The organism is Lactobacillus sp. 3B(2020), from assembly GCF_013487845.1.
In the GTDB taxonomy this organism is placed as follows: Bacteria; Bacillota; Bacilli; order Lactobacillales; family Lactobacillaceae; genus Limosilactobacillus; species Limosilactobacillus alvi.
Genome location: NZ_CP047410.1, coordinates 2,140,075 through 2,150,064, shown reverse-complemented (window position 1 = coordinate 2,150,064; position 9,990 = coordinate 2,140,075). Strand labels below are relative to the sequence as shown.

The window sequence follows — 9,990 nt, the reverse complement described above, 5'->3', positions numbered from 1 at the left end:
AATTATTCCTCCTCACTGTGGATAATCATAAAACCAAACGATATTTTAGCATTTGTTTTAAAAGTTTTCCACAGGCGGTTAAAAAATATATCCCCAAAAAGCACAACGCTGTGTGGAATTTTTCCACAAGCCAGTGAATTTGAGGAAAAGTGAAGCTTGAATTTGAGTTATCCACAAGAAAATGGGGATATACACAACTCTTAATACTTACTGTTAAAGAAATTCAGGGAGTTTTACACATCCTTGTGGATAACTTAAAACACAAGGGTGTGTAAACTAAAAATCCTTTGGAAAAGACGGTGGAAAACTAAAAAACATTTGAAAATAAAAAACAACGCTGTGGATTATTTGGATAAAACTGTGGAAAACTAAAAAATTTTTTCCGCAGGATGAAGGTTTCTTCTACGGAAAAAGTGTGATATACTTCTACAGTATGTTTAAAGAGTTTGTCTTTTTGGACTTAAAGTAAAGAAATAAAAATGATTTACGAGGAGGTGCAAATCAATGAAGCGTACATTCCAACCAAAGAAGCGTCACCGCGCTCGTGTTCACGGCTTCCGCGCTCGGATGAGCACTAGCAACGGTCGCAAGGTATTAGCTCGCCGCCGTCAAAAGGGCCGCAAGGTATTATCTGCATAGTTTGAGGCCACTATTAAATTAGTGGCTTTTTTAAAAATTTTAGGGGGCAGGGCGTCTGCTAAGGCTATGACTGATAGCCGTCATGCGTCCAGCCTCTTTTTTAATACAAACGGGAGCAAAAAAATGCGAAAATCATATCGGGTTAAAAAGGAAAGCGAATTTCAACGGGTATTTGAAACACATCAATCTGTAGCGAACCGGAAATTCATTATCTACCAAATGGCCAAGCCCGGGCAGCCTCATTTCCGAGTTGGAATTTCAGTGGGAAAGAAAGTTGGAAATGCGGTTAATCGTAACTGGATTAAACGGCGAATTCGGCAGACTTTATTAGAAGTTAAGCCCCAATTAAAATCGGAAGTTGACTTTTTAGTTATTGCGCGACCAGCTGCTCACGGATTAGAAATGGCGGAAGTAAAAAAGAATTTAGTTCATGCTTTGAAAATGGCTAACCTATTAGTTGAGGAATAATAAAGATAAAGCGAGGATTGAAGTTTGAAAAAGCATACGAAAAAAGCCCTAAGTTTGTCGGGAATTGGGCTCTTAACGCTTATTTTAGCTGCCTGCTCAAATAAGCCGGTTACTAGTCATAGTACGGGAATTTGGGATCACTACATTGTGTATAATGGTTCGCAATTTATTTTGTGGCTTGCTAAGCACTTTGGTGGCTACGGAATGGGGATCATTATTTTTACGATCTTAGTCCGGGTTTTGATTTTGCCATTGATGCATTACCAAACAAAGTCGATGTTACGGATGCAAGAATTGCAACCCCAATTAAAGGCCTTGCAAAAAAAGTATCCTGGCCGGGATCGGGACTCGCTGCAGAAGATGCAAGTTGAACAACAAAAACTATACAAAGAAGCGGGGGTTAATCCATTTGCTTCAATGTTGCCGTTATTGGTTCAACTGCCAATTATGTGGGCTTTATACCAAGCTATCTGGCGGTCACCAGAATTAAAGACAGGGTCTTTCCTTTGGTTACAACTAGGACATACTGATCCTTACTTTGTTTTACCGATCTTAGCGGCCTTATTTACTTTTATTTCATCCTGGTTGTCGATGGCTTCTTTACCTGAAAAGAACAGTATGTCGACTACGATGACATATGTAATGCCGATTATGATCTTTGTAATGGCTTTAAACTTCTCAGCTGCTATTACCCTTTACTGGGTAGTTACCAATGCCTTCCAAGTTGTTCAAACGCTGTTGCTGCAAAATCCATTCAAGATCAAACGAGAACGGGAAGAAAAGCAACGAAAGGAACGGCGGCAAAAGAATAAGTTGGCCCATGCGAAGAAGAATGCTTACCGGGGTAAGAAGCGGTAAGATGGCAAGATTTGAAGGTAAAACGGTTGAGCAAGCAAAGGCCGCCGCTGCTATTCAGCTGGGATGTACCGTTGATAAGCTAACTTTTAAATTAATTCAAGCCCCTAAAAAGGGATGGTTGGGCTTATTTCGAAAGCCAGCAATTATTGAAGCAACCAAGCCAACAACCTTATCGGTGATCAAAAGTGATCATAAACCAGTTCAAACTCCCCTAAAGCCTAGTTCAAGGGATGAAGTGGAAACAGTTCAATCACTAACTGATAAGGAACGAGAACAGTTAGAAAACAAACGGCATTATGAAGCTAATTTGGCCAAAATGAAGACGGAAAGTTTAGCTTTGGTTGATTACCTAATTGATGTTTTTAAGCAACTGGGGGTCGAAGTTCAGCCCCAAATTACGCAACAAACCGTTCACGATTTAAAAATTGATCTAACGACGGCAGAACCTGGAAAAGTCGTTGGGTATCACGGGCGGCGGCTTAACGCCATGGAGATCGTGGCGACCACGTTCTTAATTTATCGTGGTGTTAAGGATCCGCAAGTATGGTTAAATGTTGGTGATTATCGGGAACGGCGGAAACGAGCGTTAACTAAGCTAGGTCAGCAAAGCGTTACCCGGGTAATCGCTAGTCACCAGGCTGTTTTTCTTGATCCAATGCCAGCTCGCGAACGGAAATTTCTTCACCAAATGCTTGAAAAAGAACCGTTAGTTAAGACATATTCTCACGGTCGCGAACCGCATCGGAGTATTGTGATTGCTCCTAAATAGCCCTAAAACGTAAGGCTTGACTTTTCCAAGGGACATTACTAAAATAACGGTGTTAAAAATAAATCGGATCAATTCGTTAGAGTAGTGAAAGTGCTTTGACCATGGTAACTGAGTAGTTCAGTTGGCTGGGGATGAGCGCTTTTTTTATTAGCAGAAAGGAAGATAATAGTGGCAAATTCAGAGTTTGATACGATTGCGGCTATTTCGACGCCGGCCGGCGAAGGTGGAATTTCGATAATCCGGATTAGTGGAAGTGATGCCCTACAGGTTGCTAATCAACTGGTTAAAGATCGGGACCTTACGAAGGTTGCTAGCCATACCATTAATTACGGTCATATTATCGATCCTGAGACGCAGGAAGAAGTTGACGAAGTGATGGTTTCGGTAATGTTAGCGCCGAAAACCTACACTAAAGAAGACGTTGTTGAAATTAATTGCCACGGGGGGTTACTAGCAACTAATCGGACCCTCCAATTAGTTTTGAGTCACGGAGCGCGGTTAGCGGAACCCGGGGAATTTACTAAGCGGGCCTTTTTGAACGGGCGGTTAGACCTTTCCCAAGCCGAAGCGGTAATGGACTTGATACGGGCAAAAACTGATCAATCAATGCAGGTTGCTTTGAACCAATTAGATGGTGACCTTTCCCGTTTAATTAAAAAGCTACGACAGGATATCTTAGATGTGCTAGCGCAAGTTGAAGTGAACATTGATTATCCAGAATATGATGCGGTCGAAGAGATGACTAGCCAAATGTTAAAAGAAAAGGCAACTGAAGTGCGACAACACTTAGTCGCTTTATTGCAATCGGCTAAACAAGGAAAGGTTTTACGGGACGGCTTAGCGACGGCGATTATTGGGCGGCCAAATGTTGGTAAGTCTAGTTTATTAAACACCTTGCTACATGAAGATAAGGCAATCGTTACTAGTGTAGCGGGAACAACCCGGGATGTGATCGAAGAATATGTCAACGTTAATGGGGTCCCCTTACGTTTGATTGATACTGCCGGAATTCGTAAAACCGATGATCAAGTTGAAAAAATTGGGGTTGAACGAAGTCGGCAGGCCTTAAACGCGGCGGATTTAGTTCTCTTGTTAATCGATGCTTCGCGGGAACTAACGGGAGAAGACCAACAATTGTTAGCGGCAACCGAAAAGAAGTCCCGAATTGTGATTTTAAATAAGACCGATTTACCGACTAAAGTTGATGCTAATCAATTAAAGGCAATGTTGGGTGATACACCATTAATTAAGACATCAATTACTGATCATACTGGGGTAGACCAACTGGGCGAAACAATTGCTCACCTCTTCTTTAATCAAGGAATTGAAAGTCATCAAGGGGATGTAATGGTAACAAACGCCCGGCATATTGGTTTATTACACCAAGCAAAGGAAGCCTTAGACGACGTTTTGAAGGGGTTAGCTGATGGGATGCCAGTTGATCTGGTCCAAATTGATATGACCCGGTGTTGGGATCTTTTAGGCGAAATTACCGGGGACAGTTACCAAGATGAGTTGTTAGATCAACTCTTCAGTCAATTCTGCTTAGGAAAGTAGGGAAATTATGCAAGTTTCAGAAGCAAAGCAATATGAAGCTGGAAGTTACGATGTCATTGTAGTTGGAGCTGGCCATGCTGGTAGCGAAGCAGCTTTAGCAGCGGCCCGGATGGGAAATAAGACCTTATTAGTAACCATTAGTTTGGAAATGGTCGCCTTTATGCCATGTAATCCTTCTTTGGGGGGACCAGCCAAGGGGATCGTAGTCCGTGAAATTGATGCCCTTGGGGGTGAAATGGGCCATAACATTGATAAGACCTATGTTCAAATGCGGATGTTAAACACCGGGAAGGGTCCGGCAGTCCGGGCATTGCGGGCGCAGGCTGATAAGCATGCTTACCACCGACAAATGAAGTTAACCATTGAAAAAGAACCTAACTTGACGCTTCGCCAAGCAACGGTTGATGATCTGATTGTTGAAGATGGTATATGCAAAGGGGTGATTACCAATACTGGGGCTCGGTACCATGCCAAAGCAGTTGTTTTAACGGTTGGGACGGCTGCTCGAGGCAAGATTATTATTGGGGAACTCCAATATGAATCAGGTCCAAACAATTCTAAGTCAGCAGTAAAACTTTCTGAAGCCTTAGAACGGCTTGGCTTTGAACTTGAACGGTTTAAGACCGGGACGCCACCACGGGTTAACGGAAATACAATTGACTATGCGGCAACCGAGGAACAACCGGGGGATGAAACGCCACACCACTTTAGTTTTGATACTCCGGATAGTGCCTACCTCCCAGTTAAGGATCAACTTTCTTGTTGGTTAACTTATACCAACCCAACGGTGCACCAAATTATTCGAGATAATCTTGATCGGGCCCCAATGTTCTCTGGGGTGATTGAAGGGGTTGGGCCACGTTATTGCCCATCAATTGAAGATAAGGTTGTTCGGTTTGCGGATAAGGACCGCCACCAACTCTTCTTAGAACCAGAAGGGCGTGATACTGACGAATACTACGTTGACGGTCTTTCAACTTCCTTCCCAGAAGAAATCCAACAAAAAATTTTGCACCAAATTAAGGGGCTAGAAAAGGTTGAAATGATGCGACCAGGGTACGCAATTGAATATGACGTGGTAGCCCCACATCAACTGCATCCAACTCTTGAAACCAAGTTGGTAAAGAATCTTTATACGGCCGGACAAACCAATGGTACTTCTGGCTATGAAGAAGCTGCGGGTCAAGGTTTAATTGCCGGGATTAACGCTGGTCGGCGGGCCCTTGGTAAGGAACCGTTTGTTTTAAAGCGTTCCGATGCCTACATTGGGGTTATGATTGATGACTTAGTTACGAAGGGAACGAAAGAACCATACCGACTTTTAACTAGTCGGGCCGAATACCGGTTGATTTTACGGCACGATAATGCCGATTTCCGTTTGATGGAAAAAGGGCATGAACTTGGTTTAGTTTCCGATGAGCGTCTGGCAAAGATGGAAGCGAAGAAGGCTACAGTAAGATCAGAAATTGATCGATTGGGTAACATCCGGATTAAGCCGGGTTCCGCCGCCAATGACTTTATCCAAGCTCATGGTGACCATGCCTTAAAGGATTCCTTAACGGCAGCGGCCTTCTTAAAGCGGCCGTATGTAACATATGATCGTTTAATGGACTTTATTGATGCACCAGCCAAACCACTTGATCGGCAAGCAAAGGAACAGGTTGAAATTCAACTGAAGTACGAAGGTTACATCAAGAAAGAAGAAGTTAAGGTTAACCGTTTAAAGCGGATGGAAGCGAAGAAGATTCCGGCTAACATCGACTACAGCCAAGTTGACGGTTTAGCAACCGAGGGCCGGCAAAAGTTGGAAAAGATTCGACCAGAGACCTTAGCCCAAGCTTCCCGGATTTCCGGGGTTAACCCGGCCGACTTGGCAATTTTGAGTGTCTACGTCCAGCAAGGTCACAAAAAGACGGAAACTAAAAAGTAGATACCAACTAAGAACCAGGTTAAAATATGCAAAGATCAAGTAAAGAATTGAAAAATTGATTGAAGCATATCTAAAAAACAGTTATGATTGGCTTTTAAGGGTTAACGTAAATTTGAGTGAATGGGAGTTGAAATTTAATGTGTGGAATCGTTACGTTTGTGGACAATGAAGCGCCACAAGTGAAGGATAGTTTAATCCAAACGATGATGAACCGAATTATTCACCGGGGGCCAGATGACTCCGGCCACTTTGTTGACGAAGGGGTTGCGATGGGATTCCGCCGGCTAAGTTTTGTGGATGTTAAGAGTGGGAATCAACCAATTTTTAACGAGAACGACTCAATGGCAATCACCTTTAATGGTGAAATCTATAATTTTAAGCCCCTTCGGGAAGAATTAATTAACTTGGGCCACCATTTCTCCACCCACGCTGATACAGAAGTTATTCTTCACGGGTATGAAGAATGGGGTGAAGATGTTACGAAGCGGTTGCGGGGGATGTTTGCTTTCTTGATTTGGGATCGGGAAAAGCAAGAACTCTTTGGGGCCCGGGATCACTTTGGCATCAAGCCACTTTACTACGGTAAAATGAATGGGACCTTCTTTGTGGGGTCAGAAATTAAGTCATTCCTTGACCACCCAAATTTTGAAAAACAATTAAATAAAAAGGCCTTAAAGCCATACATGACTTTCCAATACCCAGCAACAGACGAAACTTTCTTTAAGGGCATTTACAAGTTGCCGGAAGGCCACTTTTTCCACTACCGGGATGGAAAGTTCACCATGAAGCAATACTGGGATGCGGAATTCGATGCGGATGATGAAAGTTTTGATGAAGCCGTTGATAAGATTGAGGCGGCAGTCTCCGAATCCGTTAAGGCCCACTCTTTCGCTGACGATGGGATTAAGGTTGGTTCTTTCTTATCAGCCGGAGTTGATTCAAGTTACGTTACGGCGATGATGCGCCCAGACGAAACCTTCTCAATTGGGTTTGACCAAGGATATGATGAAACCAAACAAGCCCGGGAATTAGCGGCGAAATTAAACCTAAAGAACACCGATGCTAAGTTGACAAATGATGAAGCTTTCCATAAGTTCCCATTGATTCAATACTACTTAGATGAACCAGATTCTAATCCATCGGTAGTGCCATTGTACTTCTTGACGAAGCTCGCAAAGGATAATGGTTACAAGGCAATGTTGTCTGGGGAAGGGGCCGATGAACTATTTGCTGGTTATACAGCCTATGGTTACAATACTAACTCCAAGGCAATTAAGTGGATAACCGATCAATTAAAAAAGCTTCCAAAGGCTAAGCGGCAAAAGATTGCCGACTGGTTAAAACACCATAAGAACTTCCATGGTCGTTTACACATGTACAATAACCTAGCAGCCGCACGGGATTCCTTTATTGGGCAAGCCCGGGTCTTTACTCCTGAAGAAGCAGCGGATGTTTTGCAACCAGAATTTAATGATGCGCCAAGTGTTCAAGCAATTGTTGATAAGATTTACGACAAGATCGATAATCAAAACGTCCCCGAACTTTCCAAGAAACAATACTTGGATATTCACCAATGGATGCCAGGGGACATCTTATTGAAGGCTGACAAGATGAGTATGGCTAACTCCCTTGAACTTCGAGTGCCATTGTTAGATAAGGAAATGATGAAGGTTGCTGGCCACACCCCAGCCAAGTATTTGATGACTGATCAAGGAACGAAGTGGGCTTTCCGGATGGCAGCGAACCGCCACTTACCAGAAGAATGGGCAACGCGGGAAAAACTTGGTTTTCCAGTACCTGTTCGTGAATGGTTACGGCAAAAGGACTTCTACGAAGAAATTGTTGAAATTTTGAAGCAAGACTTCGTTAGTGAATTCTTTGATCAAGAAAAGATTTTGAAGATGGCCCAAGATAACTTTGAAGGTAAGACCGATGATCGACGGAAGATTTGGACGATCTACACCTTCCTAGTTTGGTACAAGCTTTACTTTATTGATAACTTTAACCCCCACGAAGAAGTTAACTTAGTTAAGGTTGGTGCTAAAGCCTAATTTAAATAAAGCCCTGCTAAGGTCGAAAGTCGAGTTAGCAGGGCTTATTTTATTGATTAAATGTTGTAAAATTAAAATTAGTGAATTTAACAAGCGGAGGAATTGATCCAATGAGTTTAACCCTAACGGAGGCCGTAGCTTTATTGAAAGAGCACGATCTCTTAGTTACAGTCGTTAATCAAAATGCAACCGAGTTTCAAGCGGTTGAGTATGATTCGCGGAAGGTAAAGACAGCTAACACCCTCTTTTTCTGTAAGGGGGTTGGTTTTCAACCTCGATATCTAGCTCTTGCCGTCGAAAAAGGGGCGGTTGCTTATGTCGCTATGCAAGCTTACGATCAGCCAGTAACTGGGATTATTGTCAAAGATGATCAAAAGGCAATGGCATTATTATCAGCGGCTTTTTACGATTATCCACAAAATGAACTTTTTGTGATTGGAATTACAGGTACCAAGGGGAAAACAACTACCGCTTACTTTACGACGAATGCTTTAGAAACGAGTACGGCAAAGAAGACCGCTTTAATTTCGACTTTAAATACGGTTTTAGGCCCCAAACCTAATCAAACCTTTAAGTCGAAGTTAACCACTCCCGAGTCGATGGATCTATTTGCGGATATGCGGGAAGCCGTTGATAACGGGATGAACCATTTAGTAATGGAAGTTTCCTCCCAGTCGTACTTAAAGAACCGGGTCTACGGATTAAAATTTGATGTTGGGATCTTCCTTAACATCAGCCCTGACCACATTGGCCGTAATGAACATCCAACCTTTGCAAACTATTTGTATTGCAAGGAACAATTGTTGGTAAACGCCAAGGTCTGCATCATTAACCGGGAAATTGAAGTTTTTGATCAATTACTCCAAGCAGCGAAGGCAACCACGGATCCAGATAAGATTTTTGTCTTTAGTCAAACCGAACAACCAGGAGTGGACTTTGTTTATCATTCGTTAGAAAGTAACCTGGCAGAATCAAAATTTGAATTACAAGCTAAGAGTCAAAAGGCCCAAGAATTGGCTTTAACTGGTGAATACGTAGCAAGTGTTCCCGGTGACTACAATGAAGGTAATGCCACGGCAGCGATTATTTCAGCTGGTTTAGCCGGGGCCACGGCACCAATGATTCAAGCGGCCTTAAAGCAGACTCACATTCCAGGTCGGATGGAAGTTTTACCAACTAAGGGCCACGGCACAGTTTACATTGACTACGCCCATGATTACGCCAGTGTAAAGCGGTTGGTGGCCTTTTTACGGGCCCAAACTCAAGCAAAAGAAGATCGAGTAATTGTCGTTCTTGGGGCAACTGGAGATAAAGGAATTTCTCGGCGACAAGGCTTTGGTAAGGCGCTTTCCGAAGAACGGGCTGATTACGTAATTTTGACCACTGATGATCCTGGATTCGAAGATCCGAAAGCAATTGCCGAAGAAATTGACCGCCATATTGATCATGATCAAGTTGGTCACGTTGAATATATTGCTGATCGGGCATCAGCGATTGAAAAGGCCATTACGATGAGCAAAAACGATATGGTAGTAATTGCTGGGAAAGGGGCTGATGCCTACCAAAAGGTTAAGGGTCAAGACCTACCTTACCCGAGTGACTTGGTAGTTGCTAAGCAAGTAATCGAAAAACTAGGAGCACAACCAAAAAAATAATGGTTAAATTAGGCTGATCAGGCTTATCATAAAAGATAAGTTAAAATGGACGAGGAGAAAACT

General features: G+C 42.9%; 8 protein-coding genes. All 8 read left to right on the top strand.

The window, feature by feature from the left end:
- Positions 1-504 precede the first annotated feature (504 nt).
- The 8 genes from rpmH to GTO83_RS10580 all read left to right on the top strand — a co-directional run bounded on the left by rpmH (position 505) and on the right by GTO83_RS10580 (position 9,927).
- Positions 505-639 (top strand): 50S ribosomal protein L34, encoded by a 135-nt coding sequence (gene rpmH, locus GTO83_RS10615; RefSeq protein WP_006917488.1) that lies wholly within the window; start codon positions 505-507, stop codon positions 637-639.
- A gap of 123 nt (positions 640-762) precedes the next feature.
- Positions 763-1,107 carry a ribonuclease P protein component gene (gene rnpA / locus GTO83_RS10610; RefSeq protein WP_180871089.1) on the top strand — a complete coding sequence of 115 codons (345 nt, stop codon included), beginning with the start codon at positions 763-765 and terminating at the stop codon, positions 1,105-1,107.
- A gap of 24 nt (positions 1,108-1,131) precedes the next feature.
- On the top strand, positions 1,132-1,965 hold the full coding sequence (locus tag GTO83_RS10605) for a YidC/Oxa1 family membrane protein insertase (protein ID WP_180871087.1): 834 nt from the start codon (positions 1,132-1,134) through the stop codon (positions 1,963-1,965).
- Between the two features lies 1 nt (position 1,966).
- Positions 1,967-2,734: an RNA-binding cell elongation regulator Jag/EloR gene (gene jag / locus GTO83_RS10600; protein WP_180871085.1), complete on the top strand. Its 768-nt coding sequence runs from the start codon at positions 1,967-1,969 to the stop codon at positions 2,732-2,734.
- 168 nt (positions 2,735-2,902) lie between these two features.
- Positions 2,903-4,291: a tRNA uridine-5-carboxymethylaminomethyl(34) synthesis GTPase MnmE gene (mnmE, locus tag GTO83_RS10595; protein ID WP_180871083.1), complete on the top strand. Its 1,389-nt coding sequence runs from the start codon at positions 2,903-2,905 to the stop codon at positions 4,289-4,291.
- Positions 4,292-4,298: 7 nt separating this feature from the next.
- Complete coding sequence (gene mnmG, locus GTO83_RS10590) at positions 4,299-6,221, top strand: tRNA uridine-5-carboxymethylaminomethyl(34) synthesis enzyme MnmG (RefSeq protein ID WP_180871081.1); 1,923 nt, start codon at positions 4,299-4,301, stop codon at positions 6,219-6,221.
- A gap of 137 nt (positions 6,222-6,358) precedes the next feature.
- A complete protein-coding gene (asnB, locus tag GTO83_RS10585; RefSeq protein WP_180871080.1) occupies positions 6,359-8,272 on the top strand; it encodes an asparagine synthase (glutamine-hydrolyzing) in 1,914 nt (637 codons plus the stop codon).
- Positions 8,273-8,382: 110 nt separating this feature from the next.
- The gene (locus GTO83_RS10580) at positions 8,383-9,927 is read left to right on the top strand and encodes a UDP-N-acetylmuramoyl-L-alanyl-D-glutamate--2,6-diaminopimelate ligase (RefSeq protein ID WP_180871078.1); all 1,545 of its coding nucleotides are present in this window, start codon (positions 8,383-8,385) and stop codon (positions 9,925-9,927) included.
- Positions 9,928-9,990: the final 63 nt, after the last annotated feature.